This window comes from Candidatus Accumulibacter contiguus, assembly GCF_012940005.1.
In the GTDB taxonomy this organism is placed as follows: domain Bacteria; phylum Pseudomonadota; class Gammaproteobacteria; order Burkholderiales; family Rhodocyclaceae; genus Accumulibacter; species Accumulibacter contiguus.
In genome coordinates this window covers 12,775-36,941 of sequence record NZ_SPMX01000013.1, presented here as the reverse complement: position 1 = coordinate 36,941, position 24,167 = coordinate 12,775, and the positions used below count along the sequence as shown (strand labels likewise).

Sequence of the window (24,167 nt, the reverse complement as noted above, 5' to 3'; positions counted from 1 at the left end):
CGCCGATGAATGTTTCCGTCCGCCTGTTCATCGGCTATTTCCTGATCGTCGGCCTGGCGGCGTGGTTCGTGCTCAACATCTTCATGCACGAGGCCGAGCCGGGAATTCGCCAGGCCACCGAAGAAACCCTGGTCGATACGGCGCATGTCCTCGCCGAACTGGCAGCACCGGAACTCGCCAGCGGAAGAATGGCCAGCGGCGAATTCGCCAGGGCGCTGGCGGCGGCGCGCCAGCGTTCGCCACAGGCAAGCATCTGGGGAGTGCAAAAGGACAGCATCGACTTTCGCGTCTACATCACCGACGACCAGGGCCGGGTAGTCTTCGATTCCGAAGGTCTGGCCCTGGGCGCCGATTATTCGCAGTGGCGCGACGTGGCACGCGTGCTCAAGGGCGAATACGGTGCGCGCAGCACGCGCGCGCAGGCCGGCGACGCCAGTTCGTCGGTGATGTACGTGGCCGCACCGATCCGCCACCAGGAGCGGCTGCTCGGCGTACTGTCGGTGGCCAAGCCCCTGTCCAGCGTCCTGCCCTATGTCGGCCACGCCGAGCAGCGCGTGAAACGCGCCGGCTACATCCTGCTGGCGGCTTCGGCACTGATAGGAGTGGTGTTCTCGGCCTGGCTGAGCTGGTCGATCAACCGCTTGCGGATCTACGCCCGCGACGTCTCGGAAGGCCGCAAGGCCGATCCGCCGACCTCCGGCGGACGTCAGTTCTCCGAACTGGCACGTGCGCTGGCGCTGATGCGCGAGCGCCTCGAAGGCAAACAATACGTCGAACGTTACGTGCAGAACCTGGCGCACGAAATGAAAAGCCCGCTCTCGGCCATCATCGGCGCCGCCGAAATCCTCGAAGGCAGCCCCGCCGATGATGATCGACGACGTTTTGCGCTGAGCGTTGGCGAGCAGGCGCGGCGCCTGCAGGGGATCATCGAACGGATGCTGATGCTGGCGCGGGTCGAGCAACTGCAGGCACCGGAAGACGCAGTCCAGGTCGACCTGGCCGAGCTGCTGCGGCGTTGCGTCGACGAGCGGCTCCTGCCGCTGCAGGCTCGTCAGCTGATCTGTTCGCTCGCCATCGGCCAGCCTCTAGTCATCAGCGGCGACCCTTTCCTTTTGCAGCAGGCGCTGCTCAACCTGCTGGACAACGCGATCGCCTTTTCGCCGACCGGGGGGCGCATCGAAATCGCTCTGCAGCGTCGCGATCAACGCGCCGAGGTATCGGTCCGCGATCATGGTAGCGGTGCTCCGGACTACGCACTGTCGCAGGTCTTCGACCGTTTCTACTCGCTGGCGAGCACCGCCAGCGGCAAGAAGAGCTCGGGCCTGGGACTCGCGCTGGTACGCGAAGTCGCTCGCCTGCATGGCGGCGAAGCCGATTTCGCCAACCATCCCGAGGGCGGCGCAATGGCCCGTCTGCTGCTGCCGCTGACCTGAAGGCGTGACCTGACTTCACCCTCGATTCACAGAGCTTCACTGCCGCTTCCTCATCCGTTCACCGAAGTGATCGAGACTCCCTGCACCATCCACCAGGGAGAACTTCATGGACAAGAAACTGCTTCTCAAACTCGTCGCCATCGGCTTCATGTCGCTCCTGCTGCTGGTGCCTCTGGCCCTCATCGAGGATCAGATCCGCCAGCGCAGTTCGCGTCAGGAAGAGGTTCAGCGCAACATCGCCAATAGCGCTGCCGGCCCGCAAACGCTCACCGGGCCGGTGCTCGCGATCCATTACCGGGAACAAATCGAGCCGGAAACCAAGGAGGACCCCGCCACCGGTCGGACCAGGAGCACGCCGCGCTTCGTGGAACGCAGCCTGTATCTGCCGGCCGAGACGCTGAAGCTGAGCGGCGAGGCCCGCGTGGAAACCCGCCAACGGGGAATCTACCAGGCCCGGCTCTACCACCTCGACCTGGCGGTCGCGGGGCGCTTCGTGCTTCCCGTACACCTCGGTCTCGATGCTCAGCGCAGCATCGTCAGCGCCGAAGCGACGCTGCTGCTGGGCGTTTCCGACCCGCGCGGCGTCGACAACGATCCGCCAGTGAACCTGGGCGGCAAGAGCTACCGCTTCTCGACACCCAAGAGCCCAGCACTGGACGGTGATGCCCTGGCTGGCCAACGCCTGGCCATTCCGCTCGGGGCAGTCGCTCTCGACGCACCAAGCTCGTTCGATTTTGATTTCCCTCTGCAGCTGACCGGTACCCAGCGACTGGCCATCGCGCCGACCGCGGAAGCGAACACCATCGCGATCCATTCGGACTGGCGGCACCCGAGCTTTGGCGGCCGCTTTCTGCCACGCGAGCGCACGATTGCTGACGATGGTTTTACCGCCCGTTGGGAAGTGTCGCATCTGGCGCGCAGTTTTCCCAACACCCTGGTGGCGGCCAAGGGCGGGCCGATCCCCGAAGTGCTCGATATCCTCTTCATCGATCCGGTCAACGTCTATCTGCAATCCGAGCGGGCCGTGAAATACGGCATCCTGTTCATTACGCTGACCTTCGCCGGTTTCTTCCTCAGCGAAATCCTGCGTCGTTCGCCGATTCACCCGTTGCAGTACCTGCTGGTCGGTCTGGCATTGGCGGTTTTCTTCCTGTTGCTGATCGCGCTCTCCGAGCACCTGGCCTTCGTTGCCGCCTACAGCATCGCCGCAACGGCCTGTATCGCCCTGATCGGAACCTATCTGGCTGCCGCTCTCGGTAATCGCCGCCAGGGTTTTTCCTTTGCTGCCGCGCTGGCCGGTCTCTACGGAGTGCTCTATGGTGTACTGCTCTCCGAAGACAACTCGCTCCTGATGGGCAGCGTGCTGCTCTTCCTGGCCCTCGGAGCGATCATGCTGGCGACGCGGCGCATCGACTGGTACCAGATCGGTCCCGCACTCGCTGCCCGGCCAGCCGAATGAGGCACCATCATGCACTGGCCCGTGTTTCGATGCTGGCGCCCTGCCCTGGCCTGGGCAACGCTGCTGGCTTTGCTGAGCGTTGCCTGGAACCTCAAGCATCCGCTGCTGTACTGGCTGCGCCCGTACGAAACGGCTCTTCTGCTGGCTGCCGCCATCCTTGGCGGCAGCGCTGCCCTGCTGTGCCGGCAACCGCGGCACTGCTCAGCCGGCAACCGGCAATTACTGGGAGTCGGCATGCTGGCCCTGGCCAGCCTCACTGTCGGCCGCAAGCTGGAGTGATGGAAGTTTATAAAGAGAGCCAGTGCAGGCTCAAGCGGCCGGCATCACCGCCTGAACGCTGCTGCGTTCGCTCATGCGACCCATCCAGGCCGCGATGTTCGGCGTCGCCGCAATCAAGGCCTGGCCTTCCGGGGTGGCCTGCAGGTAGGTCAACACGGGCAGCACGTGCAAGTCGGCGAGACTCACGTTCGTGCCACCAAAATAGTTTGCCCCGTCCAGTAGTCGCCCGATCTCCTTGAGGAACAACGCGGCCTGCGGCTTGGCCGCATCGACTTGTGCTTCGTCGGTCTGACCACCGAGTGCGGGCACCAGTACGCGGGGAATGAAGATATTGGTGATCGACGCCGGGTATCCATAACTGTCAACGATGCTCATCACCTGATTCACACGGGCACGTTCCACGGGTGTGGAAGGCATCAAAGCGGGTTCCGGGAACACCTCGTCGATATAGCGAAGAATGGCCGATGCCTCGTAGAACACGATGCCCGCATGCTCAAACGCGGGCATCTTGCCCCAGGGGTGCCGGGCCAGATGGTCTTTCTCCTTGTGCTGACCCTTGACCAGATCCACGGCCGCGAGCGTGTGCGACACTCCCTTTTCCTCCAGGGCCAGACGGACTGTACGAACGTAGGTGCTGATGGCATCACCGTAAACAATGGGTTGGCTCATGATTCGACTCCTCTCGGGATGTATTGGCGTTACGTATGAAATGGGTGTTTGCGGACACCCGCGGTAGCAGCAGTATTCTGTGACTGCGAAGTTGCTGGATGTCGGGCACCCGAAACTCCACGTAATCGGACCAGTGTCTTGTTCTATTCGTTCCCATTCGATCAGCGCGACCCCTGGCGCTGCGACGACCAGGCGCTGCATGGGCTATCATCCTGACAATTTCACTTTCCGCCCCTGCTGTCAATGAGTCTTTATGCCCTGAAACCCCGCTTCCAGGCCCTGTTGCGCCCGACAGCGCGCGCGCTGCACGGACTCGGCTTGAGTGCCAACCAGGCCACCGTAGGCACCTGCGCTGCTTCGCTGATCCTCGGATGCGGTCTTGCACTCGCCGCGCACGCCGGGCAACTGCGATGGTTTCTGCTGCTGCCGCTGTGGCTCCTGCTGCGCATGGCGCTGAATGCGATCGACGGCATGCTCGCCCGCGAGTTCGGTCAGATCTCGACACTCGGTGCCTACCTCAATGAACTGTCGGATCTGCTCTCCGATGCAGCGCTGTATCTGCCTTTTGCCTTTCTTCCCGAAGCCGGCAGCGCGCTGACCGTTCTGGTGATCTTCCTGGCGAACGTCTCCGAAATGGCCGGGGTGCTGGGCGCAGTTACGGGCCAGCGGCGTCGCAACGACGGACCGATGGGCAAGAGTGATCGCGCGCTGGTTTTCGGATTGCTCGGACTATTTCTCGGCGCCGGCGTCGCTCCCGGTGTGTGGTTGTCGGCAGGGATGGCGCTGGTCGCGCTGTTGCTGCTGCTGACCATCGCGAACCGGGTCAGGCAGGGCATCGCCGAAGGCAGCACCGGCGAAAGTCGATAAGATTACCCATCGGAGACAGGCCAGGATGCGCTTCGCCCAGGAAAAACAATTCACTACCCACGACGGAACGACACTGTTCTATCGCTACTGGCCGCCGGTCGGCAGCGTCAATGCCAAGCGGGCGGTGTTGCTGTTGCACCGCGGTCACGAGCATTCGGGACGACTGCAGCATGTCGTCGACGAACTCGCACTCGATGACTTCTCGATGTTCGCCTGGGACGCGCGTGGTCACGGCCGCTCGCCTGGCGAGCGTGGAGACAGCCCAAGCTTTGCCGCCCTGGTGAAGGACGTCGACCGCTTCGTCCGGCATGTCAGTGACTGCTACGCCATTGCCGCCAACCAGATTGCCGTCGTCGGCCAGAGCGTCGGCGCCGTCCTGGCAGCGACCTGGGCACACGACTACGCGCCGCAGCTCCGCTGCCTGGTGCTGACCGCACCGGCTTTCCAGGTAAAGCTCTATGTTCCTCTGGCGCGTCCGGGGCTGACGCTGATGCAGCGGCTGTTCGGGAACTTCTTCATCACCTCGTATGTGAAGGCGAAGTTTCTGACCCACGATCCCGAGCGCGTGCGTTCGTATGACGAGGATCCCCTGGTTACCCGTTCCATTTCGGCGCGCGTTCTGCTGGGCCTCTACGACGCTGCCGACCGAGTCGTCGCGGACGCAGAGGCCATCCGCCTGCCGCTGCAACTGCTGATCTCCGAGAAGGACTGGGTCGTGCAGCGCGCACCACAGGACCGCTTTTTCGATCGGCTGGGCTCGCCGGTCAAGGAGCGCCACCTGCTCCCCGGATTTCTCCACGACACGCTCGGTGAACGCGATCGCAAGCTCGCCATCGACCAGATCCGCGCCTTCATTGAGCGCATGTTCCGGAATCCCCTGCCTGCCGACTCGCTGCTGCAGGCGCACCGTGACGGTTATACCCGGGACGAGGAAGTTCGTCTCGGCCAGCCGTTACCGCCCTGCTCGCCACGCGGGATTTACTTCGCCATCACCCGCCTGGCGATGCGCACTCTCGGCCGCCTCTCGGACGGCATTGGTATCGGTCTGACGACCGGCTTCGATTCCGGCAGCAGTCTCGACTACGTGTACCTGAACCAGGCGCGCGGCCGACTGCTGATCGGCAAATGGATCGATCGCGGCTACCTCGATTCGATCGGTTGGCGCGGCGTGCGTGTGCGCAGATCCCACCTGCTGCAAGCCATTGCCCTTGCTGCAGACGAACTTCGAGGCGGCGGCCAGGCGCTCTGCATCGCTGATCTCGCCGCCGGCCATGGGCGTTACGTCCTGGACGCCGTCGCGCAGTTGCCGGAGCGCCCGCAATCGATCGTCCTGCGTGATTTCAGTGACTTGAACGTCCGCCAGGGGCGAGCCCTGATCACTGCCAGGCAACTCGATGACATCGCCCGCTTCGAAGCCGCTGACGCTTTCGACGAGGCAGCCCTCGCTGCGCTGACTCCGAGACCGAATCTGGTGATCGTTTCGGGTCTCTACGAACTCTTCTCCGACAACGAACTGGTGATGCGTTCGCTGCGCGGCCTGGCTCAGGCTATCGACTCCGGCGGCTACCTGGTCTACACCGGCCAACCCTGGCATCCGCAGATCGAGCTGATCGCGCGCACGCTCACCAGTCATCGCAGCCACCAGGCCTGGGTGATGCGCCGCCGTACGCAGGCCGAACTGGACGAACTGGTGCGCGCCGCGGGTTTCACGAAGGTCGAGCAGTGGATCGACGACTGGGGAATGTTCACCGTTTCGATCGCCCGCCGGAATTGATCTCGCAGAGCACCAGACCCACCGCGGAGTCAGTCGCCGAGCCCCGTCCCTGGCGAAGGGCTCTGACCTGGCTGCTGTTCCTGGGGCCATTTTTCTTCGCCAGCTACGGCTTTGCGACCTGGGCAAGCAGCCAGCGCACCGAGGTCGGCTTCATCCTCTTCGCCTGGGAACAGCACATTCCGCTGCTACCCTGGAGCATCGTTCCGTACTGGCTGATCGACCTGCTCTATGGTGTATCGCTGCTGCTGTGCACGACGCGACGTCAGCTCGACACGCACGCCTGGCGTCTGCTGCTGACGCAGTTGATCGCCGTCGCTTGCTTCCTGCTCTTCCCCTTGCGCTGCACCTTCGAGCGTGGCGAGGTGAGCGGCGCATTCGGCTGGATGTTCGCTGCCCTGATGAGCTTCGACCAGCCCTACAATCAGGCGCCCTCCCTGCACATCGCCCTGCTCGTGGTGCTGCTCGAACCGTATCTGCGCGCCGTGCCGCGCGCCTGCCAGGCACTGGTCGTGGCCGTGGCCCTGCTGATCGGGGTGTCGGTGCTGACCACCTGGCAACACCATTTCTTCGACGTTCCGACCGGGCTGTGGCTCGGGTGCTTCGTGCTATGGGTGTTTCCGACCGACGCCAGATCACCGCTGCGCCGTGCCACCCGGCACCGCGAGCGCGCGCGCTGGCGGCTGGCGCTGGCCTACGCGACCACCGCGCTGGCGGTTGGCGGCCTGGCTGTCTACGCGGGCGGTGGCTGGCTGTGGCTGCTCTGGTTGTCTGGTGCGCTGGCACTGGTCGCCGTGATCTACCTCCTGCTCGATGCCGATGCCTTCGAAAAGCGGGATGACGGTTCGCTGCCACTTGCCGTACGCTGTCTGCTCGGACCCTATCTGCTCTGCGCCTGGCTGAACTCGCGCTGGTGGACACGCCAGCTCGCGCTGGCCGATCCGGTCACAGCAGGTGTCCTGCTCGGCCGGCTGCCGACAGCAGCCGAAGGGCAGCGTCTCGGCATTGCCGCCATCATCGATGTCTGCGCCGAATTGCCTGGTCCAACGCCTGCTTTGCGGTATGTGGTCATACCGATGCTCGATCTGCTGCCGCCGAGCCTGGAGCAGGTCGAGCGTGCTTCGGCGGCGATCGCCGAAGAGCTGGCCGCCGGACCGGTGCTCGTCTGCTGCGCACTCGGCCTCGCGCGCAGTGCGCTGGTGACCGCCGCATGGCTGCTGCGCGCAGGCATTCATGCGACGCCGGAAGAGGCCGTTGCACAGGTGCGGAAGGCGCGTCCGGCAGTGGTGCTCGGTCGCGCACAGATCGATCTGCTGCGCCGCTGGCAGCAGCAGTACCTGCAAGCAAAACCTTGAGCGGATGACGAACGCTCAGCTCCTGACACTTCCAGATGAGGCCTGGCGCCTGATCGCCGGCATCGGCTCGGTGCTGATCGTCGCTTCACTGATCGGACGGGTGCTCAAGATCAGACTGGCCAGGCGCCAGGCGCATGCCGTCATCGACAATCTGAATAGTCGCATCAATGCCTGGTGGATGATTGCCATCCTGTTCGGACTGGCCATGCTCGCGGGCCGTAGCGGCGTGAGCCTGCTCTTCGGTCTGGCTTCGCTGGCCGCGCTGCAGGAATTCCTGGCCAGCGAAACCCCCCGGCACGATCCCGCCCGCGCTGCGGATGGGCAGTTTCGTGCTGGTGGTGCCGCTGCAGTATCTCCTGGTCTGGAATGGCAGTTACGCGCTCTACGCCAGTTTCATCCCCTGCCTGGTGCTCATCGGCCTGCCGCTGCTGGCGCTGTGCGCGGAAAACCGCAGCAAAGGCCTGCTGCGCATGCGCATGCTAGCGGGCGGACTGCTGATCTGCGTGTTTTCGGTTTCGCATATCCCGGCACTGCTGACCCTGCCAATCAGCGGCTATCCGGGACGCAATGCCTACCTGCTGGTGTTCCTGCTGCTGGTCGTACAGTCGAGCGACGTGCTGCAGTATCTCTGGGGAAAGCTCGTGGGTCGCCACGCGATCGCCCCGAAGCTCTCGCCGGCGAAAACGGTCGAAGGCACCGTTGGCGGCATCGTTACCGCCAGTGCGCTCGGCGCAGGGCTGGCATCGATGACGCCGTTCACGGTTCCCGAAGCGGCGCTGATTTCCCTGTGGATCACCCTGCTCGGATTCCTGGGCGGCCTGGCGATGTCGGCGATCAAGCGCAGCCGCGGCATCAAGGACTGGAGCAGTCTGATTCCCGGCCATGGCGGAATGCTCGACCGGCTCGACTCGCTGTGCCTCTCGGCGCCGGCCTTCTTTTACCTGTTGCGTTTCGGCTGGAGCAGTTGAGGAGGAAGCGGAGAATTGCGCACCCTCAATTGCGCCGACGCATCCGGCCGATCAGCCATCCCAGCACCAGACCGGCGACCCCGGCGCCAGCCGCCGCCCACCAGATGGCCTCTTTCGCTTCGGCGATCAGCGAATTGGTGAACACGTTTGACGACAGGTGCATCGACACCACTTTCCACTGTCCGTCGATTTTTGCCGAGGTCGAGGTCCAGTTCGAATTCAGGGTGAACGGCCCTCTGGCCACCGGAAAAAACTCGTCCACCATCGTCCCGTCAGCGACCGCGACCTCGCCGTGACCGAAGAAATGGGCTGAAGCGCCGAGCTTGGCGGTGGTGAGATAGCGGTCGAGGATGCGCTGCTCTCCCTTGACCATTCGCTGGTAGTAGGCCCTGATCTCGGCGTGCCCGCGCGAAACCTCGCCGTTCAGCCAGGTCACCGTCGCGTCGGGAGCCATCTGCGTGACCATCCGGTCGACATCCTGAGCGTTGATGCTCGCTTCGATCTCGCGAAAAATCTTGATCAGCGCCTGGCGATCCGCCGCGTACGGATCGTTGTCGGCAGCCAGGGCACTCACCGGTCCCAGCAGGGCGAGCAGGGCAAGGAGCAGGTTCAGGATCGACCGCATCACATCTCCCGATTGGATAGTTGGATAGTTGGCAAGCACGCAATCATAGTCTGCTTTCGGCTTGTTGCGCCGATTGCCGTCCCGTCAGCGCCGCCAACGCCACCTCGACCCAGCCAAAACCAATCCTTTCCTGTTCGAGACGCAGATTCCTGCACAGACGGTTGTCGCGCAGATCGTCGTACAGCGCTTGCTCGTCCGGGTTGAGCCGCGGCAGGTCGCGCAGGGTCTGCTGGTCTTCCTCGCCCCACTGTGCCTCGAAGGCCAGCAGGGTCGCACGATCCATCAGGAACGATTCGACCCGCGGGAAATGGGCTCGCAACTGGTCGAGAATCGCGAAGCCGTGCGTATCGATGTCGCCCCAGTAATGGAGGCGGCAGCGCGACAGCCATGCGGCCTCGCGCAGGGTCTCGAAGCCATACCCCGCACCGAAGATGATCAGGCTGTGCGACACCGCCGGAAACGCCAGGAAGTTGATCTCGTTCTCGGTGATGAACACACGTTCGGTCTGCGGGTCAATGCGGGCAAAGCTCTGGGCATCCAGGGTGAGGTCCTGTTCGAGATCGCCGGGCAGCAGCGAGTGGCGGCGATCCAGCAGGCGAAAACGGATGCGCTGCGGCTTGTCGCGGAAGCCATAGCGCCTGACGAACTGGCTCAAGCCGGTCACCGAGGAATCGATCGCCGTGGCTGGCAGCGCGAGATCGAGCAATTCGCTGAGCACGCCGCGCCGGGATTCGATGAACTTGCTGTGTACGCCGGGGATATCCACCTGCCGCAGGTAGATGCCGGGGCGAGGATGGGCCTGCAGCCAGGCGACGATGTCGAGCAGGCGAGGCCATTCGTCAGCGAGTTCGAGCGCCCGCAGCGGCCTTTTTGCGAGCCATGCCAGCACTTGCGGTGCGCGCGTGCGCGTGCATTCCAGCAGGGCCTGAAAGCGCATGGCGTCACGCCGCTTGCCGATCAAGGCCAGCGCGTCGTCGAAGGTATCGATCCAGATCGCATGCGGCAGCGCGTTGGCACCAAACAAGCGGTGCCTGAATTCGCGCATCTCGACCCGGCAATGCGGCATTGCGCGCAACTCGGCAATCCACACGCGCACGGCGTCGAAACGCTCGGTCATCTCCTGCGAGCCCGGGCCTTTCAGTGTCAGCTGGCGCGGGAAAATTCCCTCCCCAGTGACCAGACTGGCCAGCAGATCGCCGCGCTCCCACAGCCTTTGCACCTGGCCACGCAGCTCGATGGGCCGGGTCCAGTTCATCCGGCCGTCCTTGCCTTCTCGGCAGGGTATACCTCGATCGACAGCTTGCGCCGCTTCGATGACAGCATGGCAGACCTCCTAACACATGAATTTTTCTTGGTCATCCCATGAGAATCGATCGTTTGCCGCGCGCTACGCTGCCCTATATCGTGGCGACATTCCCTCACGAAGGGCAATCTCAAGCGCCAGGAGCCGACACCATGAACCATCCCAACACACTGTCCGTAGCCCAGCCTCATGGTGGCCAGCAACCGCGCGGCGCCCGCGGTCCGGTCATTCTCTCCGCATGGCGAGCCTTGCAGCAGCTTTTCGCCGGCCTTTGCGAGCCGGTACAGGCCACTGCCAGGAACCCAGCGGCCTATCCGGCCACCTTCATCAACCTTCCCTGATCAAGACGCCGCTACTGGCTGGTCCGGGTGTCTTCCCGCCGCGCCAGTTCCGACCACGTGAAGTCGATGTGAGCGAGCATCGCCTGCCTGGCCTGGTCCGGCTGCTGCGCGCGGATCCGGTCCCAGATGCCAAGGTGCTGCTGGCGAAGGTGTTCGGTGACGTCTCCCGTCGGATCTTCCATGGCCATCAGATTGAGGCAGATGTGTTCGCGCAGCATGCGTACGATGCCTGAGTGCAGGTAGAGAAACATGCTGTTGTGCGAGGCTTCGGCGATGGCCTCGTGGAAGTCGGCGTCGGCCCGATACTCTTCCTCCTTTTCGCCCGTGTCGTAGGCGTCGGTCAGGCGTCTGACGATGCCTTCGATCTTCTCCAGATCGCTTGCGTTGGCGCGTAGCGCGGCGTAGTAGGCGGTTGCGCCCTCCAGTTCGCGGCGAAACTCCAACGTATCCCAACGCAAGTCCGGATGCGCGGCCACCAGTTGCCGCCACGGTGACGAGATTGCCGTCTGCAGGCGATCGCTGACGAAGACGCCGCTGCCGTGCCTGCTGAACAGCAGGCCACGCTCCTTGAGGCAAAAAATCGCCTCACGTACCGTGTTTCGCGAAACGCCCAATGTTTCCGCCAGGACCCGCTCGGCCGGCAAACGCATGCCGACCGGCCAGGAACCATCCAGCAGGTGCACTTCGAGTGCCCGCCGGGTCTGTTCCGCAACGCTGTGCGACGTCATGGCCATCCTCCCTGAACGTCCTCAACGACCTGCCTGGTTCCAAAAAAAATAATTGGTACTACCAATTTCCGCTCAATTCTATCTCTGATTAATCTTTGCGTCGTCGGTTTTCGTTAAGTGCAACGTATTACCATAGAGTGAATGCCCCGCAGGTGTTGCAGGGAAAGGGGCGTAACCACCCGTCGGGTCTCTGGAGGAGGAAGCCAAGAATGAACTCACTCATTTCTGCCCTGCGCACGCATTTCCCCGCAGCGAGCGTCATTACCGACGAACTGCGACTCCTGGCCTGGGGCACCGACGCCAGCTTCTACCGGCTGATCCCTCAGGTCGTGGTCGTCGTGGAGGGCGAAGACGACGTGGCGCATGTCCTGGCGGTGGCCGCGCAGCAGGGTGTCCACCTGACCTTCCGCGCTGCCGGTACCAGCCTTTCAGGACAGGCGGTCACCGACGGTATCCTGGTGCTCATCGGTGAAGCCTTCGCCACCTGTGAAATCGGGCCGGACGCCGCCACGGTGCGCGTCGGGCCCGGCATCATCGGCGGCGAGGTCAATTACCGTCTGGCACCGCATGGCCGCAAGATCGGTCCCGACCCGGCCTCGATCAGCGCCTGCAAGATTGGTGGCATCGCCGCCAACAACGCCTCCGGCATGTGCTGTGGTACGGCGCAGAACAGTTACCGCACCCTGGCCGGCCTGCGCGTCGTGTTCGCCGACGGGGCCGTGCTCGACACCGAGGATGCGTCCAGCGTTGCCCGTTTCCGCGCCAGCCATGCCCCCCTCGTCGACGAACTGGCGCGCCTGGGCGCCACCACGCGCGCGGACAAGGAACTGGCGGCGCGCATCCGCCACAAGTACAAGATCAAGAACACCACCGGTTACAGCCTCAACGCGCTGATCGACTACGAAGACCCGATCGACATTCTTGCCCACCTGATGATCGGCTCGGAGGGGACGCTGGGCTTCATGTCACGCATCACCTACCGTACCGTCGTCGAGGACCCTTGCAAGGCCAGCACGCTGGTGTTTTTCCCGACCATCGAGACGGCCTGCCAAGCGGTCATCCGCCTCAAGCAGGAGCCGGTCTCCGCCGTTGAAATGCTCGATCGCCCGGCGCTGCGCTCGGTGGAAGACAAGCCCGGCTTGCCGCCCATCATTCGGACGCTGAGCAACGATGCCGCTGCCCTGCTGATCGAGGTGCGCGCGGAAAGCGCCGCACTCCTGCAGCAGCGCATTGACGCAGCGCTCGGTGCGTTGACCGGCATCGCCACCGTCGAAACGCCGACGTTTTCAACCGATCCCGCCACCTGCGAAATGTACTGGAAAGTGCGCAAGGGCACCTTCCCCTCGGTCGGCGCGATGCGCCGCGCCGGTACCACGGTGATCATCGAAGACGTGGCCTTCCCGATCGAATCCCTGGCCGCCGCCACGCTCGACCTGCAGGCGCTGTTACGCCAGCACGGCTACAGCGAAGGAATCATCTTCGGGCATGCGCTCGAAGGCAATCTGCATTTCGTGTTTACCCAGGATTTCTCGGATGCGGCGGAGGTGGAGCGTTACGCCCGCTTCATGGACGACGTCTGCAAACTTGTCATCGACAAGTACGACGGTTCGCTCAAGGCCGAGCACGGGACGGGCCGCAACATGGCTCCTTTTGTCGAGATGGAATGGGGCCGGCAGGCCACCGACCTGATGCGCCGGATCAAGACGCTCTTCGACCCCGCCAACCTGCTGAATCCCGGCGTGATCATCAACGACGACCCGCAGGCGCACTTGAAGAACCTCAAGCCGATGCCGGCCGCCGAAGACATCATCGACCGCTGTATCGAGTGCGGCTTCTGCGAGCCGCTGTGCCCTTCGCACCGCCTGACCCTGTCGCCTCGCCAGCGCATCGTCAGCTGGCGGGAACTCTCACGCCGGGCCGCCGCCGGCGAAGAGGCTGCCGACGTCGGCAAGGATTTTGCCTACTTTGGTCTTGACACCTGTGCCGGCTGCGGCCTTTGCTCCACCGCCTGTCCGGTCGGCATCGACACCGGCGAGCTGACGCGCCGCCTGCGCGGCCGCGGGTTGGGCAACAAGGCGCCCTCGCATCAGGTCGCGCACTGGACGGCGGAAAACTTCGGCAAGGTCGCGACGGTCTCCCGCGTTGGCCTGTCGATCGGCCATGCCGTCTCCAGCGTGGTCGGCGAGAGCCTCGTCGCTCGCCTCTCGCGTGGCGCCTGGAAGCGGGGAATGCCACAGGCCGGCAAGGCGCCAAAGCCCCACAGGGGGACCGGTGCGGGCGACCCGGTAGTGTACTTTCCGGCATGCGGTGGCCGCATCTTTGGCGCCAACACCCCCGACGAGGCAACCCTGCCGGAAGTCATCATCGAGTTGCTGGTGCGCGCCGGCTACGACCCGCGCCTGCCGGAAGGCTTCGACAAGCTCTGCTGCGGCCAGATGCTCGCCAGCAAGGGGATGGCCGAGGAGGCCGAGCAGATGGCCGACAGCGTAACCGCTGCCCTGCTCAGGGCCGCGGACGACGGGCAGGGCGGCCACTATCCGGTGATCATGGATGCCAGCACCTGCTCGGTACGCATGCAGAAGCACCTCGCCGGTCGTCTGACGGTGCTTGATTTCCATGAATTTGCCCACGATGCGCTGCTGCCGCGCCTGGTGGTAACGCGCAAGCGAGGACCCATTGCCCTGCATATCAATTGCAGCGTCCGTCGCGTCGCTTCCGACAGCAAGCTGCGCCGCCTGATCGCGGCCTGTGCCGAAGAAATCGTCGAGCCCGCCGGCGTCACCTGCTGCGGTTTCGCCGGCGACCGCGGTTTCGTTGTCCCGGAACTCAACGTGCACGCCCTGCGCAAGGTACACGAGGCGCTACCCGCCAACTGCTGTGAGGGAGTGTCGACCAACCGCACCTGCGAAATCGGCCTCACCGCCGAAACCGGCCGCCCCTACCGCTCCATTGCCTACCTGCTGGAGGAGTGCAGTCGCACGGAAACCATCGGAGCCTGCTGAGCCCTGGCAACCGTGGTCACAACAGCCACATGCGTGGCTTATTACAAAGGAGACCCCCATGACATGGCAAATGAATGTTGATCCGCTCGGCAACATCGGATTGTCCGCGCTGGTCGCGGCAATCCCGATCTTCTTCCTGTTCTGGGCACTGGCAATCAAGCGCATGAAGGGCCAGTTTGCGGCAATGGGAGGCACCGGACTGGCGATCCTGATCGCGGTGTTCGTCTACAAGATGCCCGTGGATCTGGCGGCGCTGGCGACGCTGTACGGCGGTGCGTTCGGGCTGTTCCCGGTCTGCTGGATCGTCATCACAGCGCTCTTCATCTACAACATGTCCGTGAAGACCGGCCAGTTCGAGGTGATCAAGAACTCGCTGGCCTCGATTTCGGACGACCGGCGACTGCAAGCGCTGCTGATCGCGTTTTCCTTCGGTGCCTTCATCGAAGGTGCCGCCGGCTTCGGTACGCCGGTGGCGATTACGGCGGCGATGCTCGCCGGCCTCGGTTTCAACCCGCTCTATGCGGCGTCCATCTGTCTGCTGGCCAACACGGCGCCGGTCGCCTGGGGTGCGATCGGAATTCCGATCGTGGTCGGCGGGCAGGTCGCGGGCATTCCCGACTTCGCGCTGAGCCAGATGGTCGGCCGGACACTGCCGATCGTCAGCGTCTTCATCCCCCTCTATCTCGTCGTCGTCATGTCGGGGTGGAAGAAGGGTCTGGAAGTCTGGCCCGCCTGCCTGGTCAGCGGTGGTTCCTTCGCCATTGCGCAATTCTTCTCGGCCAACTCGCCGGTCACGGCACCGCTGCTTCCCGACATCATCGCGTCGCTGGCGTCGATCGTCTGCACCGTCGCCTTCCTCAAGGTCTGGCATCCGAAAGAGAGCTGGCACTTCGCCGATGAACCCAAGAGCCTGGGCAAACAAGCGCTCAAGTTCACCGGCGGTCAGATCTTCCGGGCCTGGGCTCCCTTCATCATCCTGTCGCTCTTCGTCTGCGCCTGGGGCATCAAGCCGGTCAATCAAGCGCTCAACCAGACGACCAAGATGATCTTCGACTACGCCATACCGATTTCCGGTCTGGACAAGATGGTGATCGATCAGGTCGGCAAGCCCAAGCCTGCGGTCTATAACTTCAACTTCCTCAGCGCCGCCGGCACGGCCATTCTGTTCGCCTGGTTCTTCTCGATCATGGTCATGGGCGCATCCCTCAAGACGGCAGCAGGCGTCGCCGGCGATACGCTGAAGACCCTCAAGTGGCCGATCGTGACCATTGCGACGATCCTCGGCTTTGCCTACATCATGAATTTTTCCGGCATGGCGATCACGCTCGGTTATGCGTTTGCCACGACCGGCGCAGCCTTCCCCTTCTTCGCCAGTCTTCTCGGCTGGCTGGGAGTGTTCATGACGGGTTCCGATACATCGACCAACGCCTTGTTTGGCAAGCTCCAGGCGGTCACCGCCGAGAAGCTCGCCATCGACCCGGTGATCACGATGTCGGCCAACACCTGCGGCGGCGTGTGCGGGAAAATGATCTCGCCGCAATCGATTGCCGTTGCCACGGGCGCCACAGGCCTGGTCGGTCGCGAATCCGAGATCTTCCGGTTCACGTTCAAGCATTCGGTCTTCCTGGTGGTGATCATCGGTATCCTGCACATGCTCTGGACGTACGTATTCCCCGGTATCGTTCCGGCTTACGTCAAGCCTGTGGCTGCAGCCGCAGCTGCTGTGGCAGCCGCCACCGTGAATATGGATGGCCTGATGTGGTTGGGGATATTCGTGGGCATCGTCGCTCTCGTCACCGTGTTCTCGCGAGTCGTCGGCGCCAATCTGGTTGGCGCGGTCAGAGGCGCCGATCAGGTCCATTTCCACTGAGAGGGTTTGCCGGACGACATTCAGCCCGGCCCTGGGGTACTCCTCAGGGGACGGGCTGGAAGTGGACTCCGAGGTCAGTTCCACGGCGATTGCTTACGCAAATGTCCTGAGCTGCCGCCAAGTAAGCAAGCGCCGTGTGCGCCCAATCGAGTGAGCAGCTTGGGCATACCAGCGTGTCGGTTGGAGAAAAGCAAAAGCGTGGCAGTTCCCCTTGGACGTACTCAGTGAGATCGGCGCGAGGCTGCGCTCCTCGGCCAGCCCACACCAACCGTAACACAGCTATGCGATCTTCTGCTGACGTGCAGGCCCCGTCACACCGGCAGTGGTTTTGATCATTGATGGAAACACTCACCGGCTACGGGACGGTTTCCCACTTCGGCGTGCAGACCTTCACTACCGGCATCTATCGTGCTGGACGACGCGCACGGAACCACCCGCATCGCCAGGCCCAAGTACTGCTCGATCTCCTTTCCTTCAGGCAAAATCTCACGGTATTGCTGCATATAAGGGGTATCGTGGAATCTTCTGGGTTGACGGCGCCTGTTCTTCGTGTCCTTCGTGCACTTCCTTTCCTGCCAATCCTTTACACTCTCGGTGGCCGTCCTTGGAGATTTCCGATCCCTCGTTGGAGAGGCTGATACCGCTGCTGCCAGTGATGAAGTCGTTAGCCAGTTCGAAGAGAAAATCCGTCCTTCGGAAGGGGCAAGCAATGCATCACCCGTGTAAGTCCGCCGCGCTGAAGACGTCCCAGGACCGGCTGAATGCCCTGGTCGAAATCGGTATCCTCCTGTCGTCCGAGCGCGATCACGACCGGCTGATCTCGCACATTCTGATGAGCGGCAAGCGGCTATCAAATTGCGATGCGGCCACGCTCTATCTGCTCACCGAGCAAAACTTCCTGCGCTTTGTCATTCGCTCCCGCGACGATGCCTTGCCCAGCCAGGAGTTGCCGCTCCATGATCCCAAGACCGGTGCTCCCTGCGAAAACCATGTGTGCACCTATGTCGCGTTGAACAAGGTGGCGGTGAACATCGAGGACGTATACCGCGAAACGCGTTTCGATCTCTGCGGCACGCGGTGTTTCGACGCCGCTACCGGATACCGCACGGTGTCGATGGTGACCATCCCCATGTTGAGGCGCAACGGCGATGTGGTCGGCGTGCTCCAGTTCATGAACGCGATCGACCCGGAGAGTGGTGAAATCGTTCCCTTCAGCAATGGCATCGTCGACCTGTTGGAGGCGATGGCTTCGCAGGCGGCGATCTCGCTCGACGTGAATGAACTGATAACCGAGCAGGTGGTGCTGCTCGATAGCATCGTGCGCGTCATCGCCATGGCCATCGATGCGCGCAGTCCCTACACCGCGGGACATTGCCGGCGCATTCCCGAATTGTCCGTCATGCTGGCGGAAGCGGCGTGCGCACAGACCGAGGGGCCGCTGGCCGACTTCTCCTTCAAGAACGAGGATGAGTGGCGGGAATTCCGCACCGGGGCCTGGCTGCACGATTGCGGCAAGATCGCAGTACCCGATCACATCATCGACAAGTCGGTCAAGCTGGAGATGATCCACAACCGCATCCACGAGGTACGCACGCGCTTCGAGGTGTTGTGGCGGGATGCCGAGATCCACCGCCTGGAGGCTTTGCTGGCAGGTGCCGACCCGGCAGTGGCCAACCGCGCGGCCGAGGCGGCGAAGCAGGCGCTGCAGGAGGAGTTCGCCCTGGTTGCCGAGTGCAACGTCGGCTGCGACCTGATGGCTAGCGAAAAGGTGATACGGCTGCGCGAAATCGGCGCACGCACCTGGCTGCGTCATTTCGACGACCGGATCGGCATTTCCGCGGATGAGCACGGGCGCCTTGCCGATACGCCGGTACAACCCTTGCCGGCGACGGAGCACCTGCTGGCCGATCATCCCCACATGGTGATTCCGCGCGACCAGGAGCACATGCCAAACCCGAAATACGGTTTCAAGATGAACGTGCCGGCGGCCATTGCCAACGGCGGCGAACTGTACAACCTCTGCGTAAGGCGGGGAACCCTCACCGAAGAAGAGCGCTTCCGCATCAACGAGCACATGATTCATACCGTCATGACGCTCGAGGAATTGCCGTTTCCCAAGAACATGCGCCGCGTTCCGGAGTTCGGCGGCACGCACCACGAAACGCTGACCGGTACCGGCTATCCGCGGCGATTGCGCGAGGAGCAGATCTCGATGCCGGCGCGCATCGTCGCCATCGCCGACATCTTCGAGGCCCTGACCGCGGCGGATCGGCCGTACAAGAAGGGCAAGTCGCTTTCGGAGTCGATCCGCATCCTGGCCAGGATGCGCGACGAGCGACAAATCGACGACGATCTCTTCGATCTGTTCCTGACCTCCGGTGTTTACCTCAAGTACGCCGAGGAATTTGTCAATCCCGAGCAGATCGACGAGGTGGATATTTCGCTTTACGTGCAGCGCAACTTGGGAGCAGCAGGATGATGATCAAGAGAGTGGCAATGGGGCTCGGCGCGGCGACCGTGCTGGGTGCCGCGGCGGGCATGGCGTCGGCGGCGGAAGCGCCTGCCGGCTATGTGAAGAACGTGACCGGCGAAGTACGGGTGATCAGTGCCGGCGAGGCCGCGCGCGCCGCCGTCGGCAGTCCGGTCGCTGCCGGCAGTACCTTGAAGACCGCGGCCAATTCGTCGGTGGGGATCAGCCTGCGCGACAATACACTGCTTTCGCTCGGCCCCAATACGGAGTTCACGTTGAGCGAGTTCGCCTTCGATCCGGGCGAGGGCAAGCTCTCGCTGGCGAGCCGCCTGACACGGGGCACCCTTGACTATGTCTCGGGGGTGATCGCCAGGTTGCGGCCCGAAGCGGTGTCAGTAGCGACTCCGAGCAGTACGCTGGCGGTGCGCGGCACCCATTTCGTGGTCAAGGTCGAGGGCGAATAGGAGGGACAGGTCATGCTGCGCAAATCGTTTGTTACGCTTCTGCTGGCCGGACTGCTCGCCGCCTGCGCCAGCCCCTCGTACGTGGTGCTGCTGCCGGATCTGGACGGCGGCACGGGCCAGGTCGAGGTGCGCGGCACGAAAGGCACCCAGGTGCTTGCCCGCGCCAACGAAGGCGCCGACCTTGACGGCGCCAAACCTCCTTATGCAGTAAGCGAGGCACGTCTGCAGGAGGACTTCGGCGCCGCGATGGCGGCGCGACCGGAAGCCGCCGAGCAGTTCCAGCTCTATTTTCGAAAGCGGTGGCTCGACGCTGACCGCTGAGTCGAAGGCATTGATTCCGCGCATCATGAACTCGGTTAACCGGCGCCCTGGGGTGGACATCTCGATCATTGGCCATACCGATACCGTCGGCACCGCCGTCAAGAACCGCGAACTGGCGCTGACCCGCGCTCGCACCACCGCGGATCTGCTGACCGCTGGCGGATTGAAGGCGCTGACGATATCGATTGAGTCGCACGGCGAAAGCAACCTGCTGGTGAAAACGCCGGATGAGACCCCCGAGCCGCGCAACCGTCGGGTCGAGATTACCGTGCGCTGAAGATTCAGGCTATTTGCCGCCGAGTCGTATCAAATTGCCGGACTCGCCGCGCTCCATTCGTTCGGCATGAAACCCGACCAGGGAGTCTTGCGGCCGTTCCGCGCGTAGTTTCGAGAACGCCAGATGAGCCGCGACGGGCGATTCGGACAGCAGGCGAAAGGCCTCGGCATAGGCGGGGTCGTTTGCCACGCCTGGGCAGGCCTCGGGAGCCAGCACCTCCCAGGCCATGACGGGAATGGTCTTGCCTTCGAGTTGCAGCCGCCCTATCGGCCGCGCGACGGCTCCAGGGCAGCCGTCGATGACGGCTTGGGACACGCAGACCTGGGTACCCAGCCTTTTGTTCGCCGTCTCCAGGCGGGAAGCCGTATTGACGGGGTCGCCCAGCGCGCGGTAGTCAAAGATCGCCTTGCCGCCCAGGTTGCCGACGATGACTTCGCCGCAATGCACGCCAATCCGCGTCAGCCCGAGGTCCATCCCCGCGGCCGCGAGTTCGGCCCGGTGGCGGGCGGCGAAGTCGCGCATATCGAGCGCACAGGTCAGCGCGCGGCGGCGATGATCCGGCTGCGTCAGGGGCGCCGAGAACATGATTGCGATGGCGTCGCCGACCACCCGGTCGAGCGTGCCTTCATGACGGAAGGCAATGGCGATCATGCCGTCGAGATAGCGGTTGAGCACGGCCACGGCGCGCGCCGGGTCGGTGACTTCCATCAGGCGCGTGAAGTCGGCAAGGTCGGTAAACACGAAGCTGCATTCGCGCCGCTCGCCACCCAGTTCCAGCCGGTCGGGGTGCGCGATCAAGTGCGCGACCAGATTGGGCGACACGTAGCGCGAGAATGCCTCGCTGACCGGCTTCGAACGAGGGGAACGGATGGCCGCCGAGGCCGAGTACGAGCGGGACCCGTCGCACCACGCCATCGCCGTCGGGGACGAAGTTCGTCGCACCGATACCGTCGGCGGCGGTCTCGAGTTCTGCCAGCGGTCGTATCGCGCTCTCGAACTCGTGCAGAGGTGCTACTTCTGACGAGCCCAGAGTGGCAAACTGGGCGGTCCGGCGCGGCGCATCGCCGGTGCTGCCAGGCTCGCGGCCGTGCTCCAGAGCGATAGCGAGGACCACGCCGCCAGTGCGCAGGCTGTCGGCCAGGACGCGGTCGTGGTCGGGCAGCGCCCGCAACTGTTCCCTGGTTTGAGCCGACAGTGGCCATTCCGCCATTGCCGTGAGCGGAGAACTGCGATCCGGCTCGGCGAACATGACATCGAAGCCGATTGTCGCTGCACCTGCACCGCGAATACGTTCCGTCAAAGCCGCCACCCGGGTGCGCGGCCAGGGCCACTGCCCCAGCCGTTTCAGGCTTTCCTCGTCGATGTCCACGATGCGCACCGGCGTTGTGCCATGGCTGCGCGGTTGCCAACGCTGGTACTGGTCGAAAATCGCGTTGCGCAGGCCGGCGAGAGGCAGGGGATCAAGCAGTTGCAGACTCAACCCCACCAGGGCCGTCAGGCCCGGAATCAGGAAAGCCAGTCCAGACTTGGGAAGAGTGCGCATGGCGTCGCAGGGGATGGTGTCGGCCGGCTAACCGATAGGCCCTATTCTACGACTATCGGCCGATGAAAACTGCGCTTACCATGCAGCAATTCTCATTTCTCACGGTAGTACAAAATCATGTCTACAACCGACGGGTTCGCGGCAGCCGTCCGCGATCATGACGAGCGGATCGCCGCTATGGGCCTGGCCATCTGGGTTGGCTCCGAACCGACCTTCACCGACCGGACCGCCCATTCGCCGGAGTGGCTGAGCCAGGCCCTGGGCGGTGACAAGGAACGCCGTGCCAAAGCGCTGCTCGGCGGCCTCTGTCGGCGTCGCGCCGGCGGCGTGGTGCTGCGCAGCGTCGGTCGACAATACCCCGGGGAGGAACAGCCGCGCTGGAATCTGGGCCTGTATCGCCGTCGGGACGGCGCTCCGATCTGGCACGGGCCTCCCGACCCGCTGCTGTCGGCGACCGACCAGACTATCCCCTCGGGACCCGGCGACGTAGTTGATCTCGATGGCTGGGCGACCACCCTGGCGGCAGAACTGGCGGCACGCAGCCTCCTGGTCACACCACTGGCCACGGCAGGGACACGGGAACGCCGGCTGCTGATGCGCGCCGATGCGGCGGCCGCCCTCCCCGATGCCGACGATCCCCGGCTGCACCGCGCCTCGGTACATGCCCGTGCGACTCCGCCCAGCGGCCTGCGTGACGAACTCGCGGAGGCCGGGGGTTACCTCTTCATCCTGGACCACCAGGAGGTGGACGGCCGGCCGACGGCACGCATCGAGTTGCCCCTGTTTGCCGGGGTTGCCTTGTTTCTGGCCGTACTGGAAAGCGTCGCGCGAGCTTCGCTGGCCAGCCATGTAGCGACGCTGATCCTGGCCGGCTACCCACCGCCGTTGGATGCGACATTCGAGTGGACAACAGTGACGCCCGACCCGGCGGTGATCGAGATCAATACCGCACCGAGCGTCGACGCGGCGGACTTCCTCGTGCGTAGCCGCGAGATCCATGCCGCGGCGGCAGAACAGGGCCTTGCCCCCTACCGGCTCTACTTCAACGGCGCCGTGGCGGACTCCGGCGGTGGTGGCCAGATCACCCTCGGCGGGCCGTCGCCGGCGGCCAGTCCCTTTCTGCAGGAGCTGCGGTTACTGCCGCGTCTGGTGCGTTTCTTCAACCGCCATCCGGCGCTGTCCTATCTCTACTCGCACGACTTCGTCGGCAGCAGTGGCCAGTCGGTGCGTGCCGACGAGCGTGGCGGGGACGCGTTCGACGAACTGTGCCTCGCGGTAGACCTGCTGGAACGGGAACATGAACTGTCGCCGGAACTTCTCTGGCACAGTCTTGCGTCGTTTCTCTGCGATGCGGCCGGCAACAGTCATCGGGCCGAGATGAACATCGAGAAACTGTGGAATCCCTTCCTGGCCGGTCGGGGCAAGCAGGGCCTGGTGGAATTCCGCGCGCTGCGCATGCAGCATACGCCGGAAAGGGCCACCGCTCTGGCCTGCCTGCTGCGCGCCGTGACGGCGATGCTGGCGCGCGACTCCTCCACTCTGCCCCTGATCGATTGGGGTCGCGAACTCCACGCGCGCTTTGCCCTGCCCTTCTACCTGGAACAGGATCTCGATCAGGTGCTGCAGGCCCTGGCCGCGGCCGGACTGGAACTCGGCGAGGCGATCCGGGCGGTGCTGCTGCGCGACGAGTTCCGCTGCTGGGGGCAAGTGCCGCTGCCCGGCTGCACCCTCGAAATCAGGCGCGCTCTCGAGTTCTGGCCGCTGCTGGGCGATTCGGCGAGCCCGGAACAGGGTGGCACCTCGCGGCTCGTCGATGCCAGCACCGCGCGTGTGGAACTGCGGCTGCGCCCGGTAGAAGGCGACGACCTGGAGGATGCCTGGCAGATCGTCGTGGCGGGGGTCACGCTGCCGATGCGGCACGAGCACGACACCCGGGGGCCGCTGAGGGTGTTCGGCCTGCGCTACCGGAGCTTCGTCCCGAGTTGGGGACTGCATCCGGCGCTGCGCGCGCAAGTGCCGGTGCGGCTGCGGCTGCGCCATCCCGGACAGGCGGTGGACCATGTCGTGACGCTGCATGAGTGGCGTCCCGACCCCATTGCCTATGCCGGCCTGCCCGAGGATCTGGCGGCAGCCAGCGATCGTCGTGCCGAGCGGGTGAGGCTGGAAATCCTGCCGCGAGGCCCGGACGACGAGCTGCGCTGCGGCCCGGTACCGGGTCTCGGACCCTTCTGTCTGGATCTGCGCTGCCTGCCCAGCCAGAGGAGGAGCCCAGCAGGTACGCACGAGGCATGATCAGCGCCGACCGGGGCGACCGCTGATGTGTGTTTGACATGACGATGGCCGCACAGCCGGGACGCTTGACGCCTGTGTTCGTACCGGGCACCAGCAATCGTGCTCGGCCGGAGGTTACGGAGGCCTCTGC

Annotated in this window: 21 protein-coding genes and 1 pseudogene; 15 read left to right on the top strand and 7 right to left on the bottom strand. The window is 64.1% G+C overall.

What is annotated here, in order from left to right; genetic code table 11:
* The first annotated feature begins 5 nt into the window (after positions 1 to 5).
* From creC to E4Q08_RS06440, 3 genes are all read left to right on the top strand, one after another.
* Positions 6 to 1,433: a two-component system sensor histidine kinase CreC gene (creC, locus tag E4Q08_RS06450; protein WP_169069769.1), complete on the top strand. Its 1,428-nt coding sequence runs from the start codon at positions 6 to 8 to the stop codon at positions 1,431 to 1,433.
* A gap of 106 nt (positions 1,434 to 1,539) precedes the next feature.
* Positions 1,540 to 2,892 (top strand): cell envelope integrity protein CreD, encoded by a 1,353-nt coding sequence (creD, locus tag E4Q08_RS06445; RefSeq protein ID WP_034912175.1) that lies wholly within the window; start codon positions 1,540 to 1,542, stop codon positions 2,890 to 2,892.
* A 9-nt stretch (positions 2,893 to 2,901) separates the two neighbouring features.
* Complete coding sequence (locus tag E4Q08_RS06440; protein ID WP_169069768.1) at positions 2,902 to 3,171, top strand: hypothetical protein; 270 nt, start codon at positions 2,902 to 2,904, stop codon at positions 3,169 to 3,171.
* A gap of 30 nt (positions 3,172 to 3,201) precedes the next feature.
* Here E4Q08_RS06440 and E4Q08_RS06435 read toward each other — a convergent pair whose 3' ends face one another.
* Complete coding sequence (locus tag E4Q08_RS06435; RefSeq protein WP_034915652.1) at positions 3,202 to 3,840, bottom strand: glutathione S-transferase family protein; 639 nt, start codon at positions 3,838 to 3,840, stop codon at positions 3,202 to 3,204.
* Positions 3,841 to 4,083: 243 nt separating this feature from the next.
* Here E4Q08_RS06435 and E4Q08_RS06430 point away from each other — a divergent pair, with 243 nt between their 5' ends.
* From E4Q08_RS06430 to E4Q08_RS06420, 3 genes are read left to right on the top strand one after another with little or no spacing between them, the layout of a single operon-like run.
* On the top strand, positions 4,084 to 4,707 hold the full coding sequence (locus E4Q08_RS06430) for a CDP-alcohol phosphatidyltransferase family protein (protein ID WP_169069767.1): 624 nt from the start codon (positions 4,084 to 4,086) through the stop codon (positions 4,705 to 4,707).
* 25 nt (positions 4,708 to 4,732) lie between these two features.
* A complete protein-coding gene (locus tag E4Q08_RS06425; protein WP_169069766.1) occupies positions 4,733 to 6,481 on the top strand; it encodes a bifunctional alpha/beta hydrolase/class I SAM-dependent methyltransferase in 1,749 nt (582 codons plus the stop codon).
* Positions 6,430 to 7,833: a phosphatase PAP2/dual specificity phosphatase family protein gene (locus E4Q08_RS06420; protein ID WP_372703537.1), complete on the top strand. Its 1,404-nt coding sequence runs from the start codon at positions 6,430 to 6,432 to the stop codon at positions 7,831 to 7,833. Before E4Q08_RS06425 ends, E4Q08_RS06420 begins: the two co-directional genes overlap by 52 nt.
* A gap of 85 nt (positions 7,834 to 7,918) precedes the next feature.
* On the opposite strand, the gene E4Q08_RS25655 is transcribed toward E4Q08_RS06420, so the two are convergent.
* Positions 7,919 to 8,131 (bottom strand): hypothetical protein, encoded by a 213-nt coding sequence (locus tag E4Q08_RS25655; protein ID WP_308240074.1) that lies wholly within the window; start codon positions 8,129 to 8,131, stop codon positions 7,919 to 7,921.
* A gap of 19 nt (positions 8,132 to 8,150) precedes the next feature.
* On the opposite strand from E4Q08_RS25655, the gene E4Q08_RS06415 reads away from it, so the two are divergent.
* Positions 8,151 to 8,801 (top strand): phosphatidate cytidylyltransferase, encoded by a 651-nt coding sequence (locus E4Q08_RS06415; protein WP_308240073.1) that lies wholly within the window; start codon positions 8,151 to 8,153, stop codon positions 8,799 to 8,801.
* Positions 8,802 to 8,826: 25 nt separating this feature from the next.
* Here E4Q08_RS06415 and E4Q08_RS06410 read toward each other — a convergent pair whose 3' ends face one another.
* A complete protein-coding gene (locus E4Q08_RS06410; protein ID WP_034918272.1) occupies positions 8,827 to 9,426 on the bottom strand; it encodes a nuclear transport factor 2 family protein in 600 nt (199 codons plus the stop codon).
* Between the two features lie 43 nt (positions 9,427 to 9,469).
* A complete protein-coding gene (locus E4Q08_RS06405; protein ID WP_169069765.1) occupies positions 9,470 to 10,681 on the bottom strand; it encodes a DUF3322 domain-containing protein in 1,212 nt (403 codons plus the stop codon).
* A 200-nt stretch (positions 10,682 to 10,881) separates the two neighbouring features.
* Between E4Q08_RS06405 and E4Q08_RS06400 the strand changes: the two genes are divergently transcribed.
* Complete coding sequence (locus E4Q08_RS06400; protein WP_169069764.1) at positions 10,882 to 11,070, top strand: hypothetical protein; 189 nt, start codon at positions 10,882 to 10,884, stop codon at positions 11,068 to 11,070.
* Positions 11,071 to 11,081: 11 nt separating this feature from the next.
* Here the strand turns inward: E4Q08_RS06400 and E4Q08_RS06395 are convergent, their stop codons facing one another.
* The gene (locus E4Q08_RS06395; protein ID WP_169069763.1) at positions 11,082 to 11,798 is read right to left on the bottom strand and encodes a FadR/GntR family transcriptional regulator; all 717 of its coding nucleotides are present in this window, start codon (positions 11,796 to 11,798) and stop codon (positions 11,082 to 11,084) included.
* A gap of 209 nt (positions 11,799 to 12,007) precedes the next feature.
* Between E4Q08_RS06395 and E4Q08_RS06390 the strand changes: the two genes are divergently transcribed.
* The 6 genes from E4Q08_RS06390 to E4Q08_RS24475 all read left to right on the top strand — a co-directional run bounded on the left by E4Q08_RS06390 (position 12,008) and on the right by E4Q08_RS24475 (position 20,202).
* On the top strand, positions 12,008 to 14,800 hold the full coding sequence (locus tag E4Q08_RS06390; RefSeq protein WP_169069762.1) for an FAD-binding and (Fe-S)-binding domain-containing protein: 2,793 nt from the start codon (positions 12,008 to 12,010) through the stop codon (positions 14,798 to 14,800).
* 58 nt (positions 14,801 to 14,858) lie between these two features.
* A complete protein-coding gene (locus E4Q08_RS06385; RefSeq protein ID WP_169069761.1) occupies positions 14,859 to 16,670 on the top strand; it encodes an L-lactate permease in 1,812 nt (603 codons plus the stop codon).
* A 709-nt stretch (positions 16,671 to 17,379) separates the two neighbouring features.
* Positions 17,380 to 19,149, top strand: coding sequence for an HD domain-containing phosphohydrolase (locus E4Q08_RS06380; protein WP_169069760.1), 1,770 nt, complete (start codon positions 17,380 to 17,382; stop codon positions 19,147 to 19,149).
* Positions 19,146 to 19,604 (top strand): FecR family protein, encoded by a 459-nt coding sequence (locus E4Q08_RS06375; protein ID WP_169069759.1) that lies wholly within the window; start codon positions 19,146 to 19,148, stop codon positions 19,602 to 19,604. The genes E4Q08_RS06380 and E4Q08_RS06375 overlap by 4 nt, the downstream gene beginning before the upstream one ends.
* Before the next feature lie 12 nt (positions 19,605 to 19,616).
* Entirely contained in the window at positions 19,617 to 19,925 is a 309-nt protein-coding gene (locus E4Q08_RS24480; RefSeq protein WP_248594740.1) for a hypothetical protein, read from the top strand.
* Positions 19,926 to 19,950: 25 nt separating this feature from the next.
* Complete coding sequence (locus E4Q08_RS24475; protein WP_248594739.1) at positions 19,951 to 20,202, top strand: OmpA family protein; 252 nt, start codon at positions 19,951 to 19,953, stop codon at positions 20,200 to 20,202.
* Positions 20,203 to 20,211: 9 nt separating this feature from the next.
* Here the strand turns inward: E4Q08_RS24475 and E4Q08_RS24470 are convergent, their stop codons facing one another.
* Entirely contained in the window at positions 20,212 to 21,024 is an 813-nt protein-coding gene (locus E4Q08_RS24470; protein ID WP_308240072.1) for an adenylate/guanylate cyclase domain-containing protein, read from the bottom strand.
* An 85-nt stretch (positions 21,025 to 21,109) separates the two neighbouring features.
* Positions 21,110 to 21,745, bottom strand: a pseudogene (locus E4Q08_RS24465) (CHASE2 domain-containing protein); the annotation flags it as partial.
* Between the two features lie 117 nt (positions 21,746 to 21,862).
* Here E4Q08_RS24465 and E4Q08_RS06355 point away from each other — a divergent pair.
* Positions 21,863 to 24,037 (top strand): transglutaminase family protein, encoded by a 2,175-nt coding sequence (locus tag E4Q08_RS06355; protein ID WP_169069756.1) that lies wholly within the window; start codon positions 21,863 to 21,865, stop codon positions 24,035 to 24,037.
* Positions 24,038 to 24,167: the final 130 nt, after the last annotated feature.